Genomic DNA, 2,124 nt, shown 5'->3' on the forward strand with positions numbered 1-2,124 from the left:
TCCGGCCCACGAAACACCCAAAACGGTAAACGTTTCAACCACCTTATAAAAAAGGCAAACGGACAGGACACATTTATAAAAAACGGCAACGTAATTGAAACCGTTGAAAGTTGTATTGATATTATTGGCACACATTTTCGGGAAGTCGAAGAACTGGCAAGTATGCTTCAGGGTGATTCACTCAAAGAATCTTGCCGAAACATCTTCAACTTTTCGTACAACTATTTGCAGTACCATAAAGACGATGACGGAACGGAACAGCTCCGAACGCCATCACGCTCCTGGTTAGACGGACAAATCAAGTTCAAACAGAAAGGCAAATCAGATTCAGGAATTGACTGTGATGATTACAGCATTTTTGTGGGTTCGCTTTTAAAGTGTTTGGGTATTCCATTCAAGCTCCGTATTACCAAGTATGACGGTAAAAAGAACTTTCAGCATATCTATGTGATTGTTCCTGCGGTTGGCGATTCAGAAGATGAAATTGTTATTGACCCTGTTTTATCAAAGTTCGATTACCAAAAGCCATACAGTTTTGAGCGTTCGGATTTTGATATGTCTCCGCTACAATTGGCAGGACTTAGAGGTATTGATGGTATCACAGGTACAAGTGCTTTAGGATTACCCATATCGGTTTTATCAGGCATTGATTTAGCTGGCGGCGTTCAGGCACAAGCCAACCATGAAGACCTTATTGCCATTGTTTCAGGTGTTGACTTTGACGATGCCATAAACGGATTGGGTGATGCAGAAGATGCCACCTACAACTATTTAGTCCGCACCCGGAATTATCTTTTAAAGAACCGGGATAACAAGGACAAAATGGCTCACGTCCAAAACCCTGACCAATTCATATCCATGTTGGACCAGGCTATCAAGTTTTGGAATACTCCACAACGTGATGCCGTATTGGATAAGCTATCGGATATTGAAGAAAAGCTTGCCGAAAAAGGTCTGATTAAATACGATTCAGAAGCCATTCAGGGATTGGCGGAATTGGATGAGCTGGACGATGAAATGGACGGTTTGGGAAGAAGGAAAAGACGTAGAGGTCGATTCTTCAAGGCAATTAAACGTGTTGGTAAAAAGATTGGCAAAGTAGCCAAGAAAGTCGTTAAAGCAATTGTAAGGTTTAATCCTTTGTCCATTGCAATCAGAGGCGGATTATTGGCAGCCTTACGCTTAAATATGTTCGGTATTGCTAAGAAACTTCAATATGCCTATCTGCCTGATGACCTTGCAAGTAAATACAACATCGACCCGGCAAAACACGCCAAACTAAAAAAGACACACGGCAAGGTTCGTAAGCTATTTAAAGGCTTGCAGGGCAAAGAAAAGAACCTTAGAAAAGCAATCCTAAAAGGTGCAAAACAAAAGAGTTCCGACTTCTCCCTAAAAGGCATTGACGGTTTACTTGCCGATTTAAAAGGATTGGAAGCCATTGGCGAATTGGCAGAATTGGGCAATATGGGTGCAGTTGCCACAGCAGCCTCAGTAACCGCAGCAAGTGGTGTATTGGCAAAAATTGGAAGCTGGTTAAAGCCTATCAAAAACATCTTTACCAAGGTTAAAAGTAAATTCAAAAAAGCAGCTCCGGCAACAGAAGCAGTATCTCAGTTTACCAATCAGGCAGCTCCAACAACCGAGGCTTATGCTCCACCAACAAACAGCGTGATGCCTCCATCAAATAGTATTATGCCACAGTCCGGCAGTTATACTCCCCAACCCATAATGAAATCCGGGAACTACACACCCCAATCGACTACAACGAGTCCTACTGCAACAGGCAAGAAGAAACTGAGCAAGGGCGCAAAAGTCGGTATTGGTTTAGGTGTTGCAGCTCTTGTTGGTACAGGAGCTTATCTCATGTTCCGCAAAAAAGAAAGCACTCAGGCAAAACGGAAATCATCCCCCAAGAAAACTACCAATAAAGAAGATTTAGGAAGCATTAAGCTTCAATAAATAATTGTGAATCAATAATTAAAATTTAGAAAACATGGCAGTTAAAAAATCAACGTCAAGTACCCCAAGGAGAACTTCAAGAGGTACAAAGATTGACTTTATGAAAGCTACCAACAACATAGGCAAGCCCATTGCTGCCGTAGCAGGGTTTGCAGTTGGCAA

The 2,124-nt window shown here is 42.0% G+C and carries 1 protein-coding gene; it reads left to right on the plus strand.

The features are described 5' to 3' along the window. Positions 1-162 precede the first annotated feature (162 nt). Positions 163-1,962 (plus strand): hypothetical protein, encoded by a 1,800-nt coding sequence (locus OM075_RS26625; protein WP_301193271.1) that lies wholly within the window; start codon positions 163-165, stop codon positions 1,960-1,962. Positions 1,963-2,124: the final 162 nt, after the last annotated feature.

Source organism: Plebeiibacterium sediminum (assembly GCF_026013605.1).
Taxonomy (GTDB): Bacteria; Bacteroidota; Bacteroidia; order Bacteroidales; family Marinilabiliaceae; genus Saccharicrinis; species Saccharicrinis sediminus.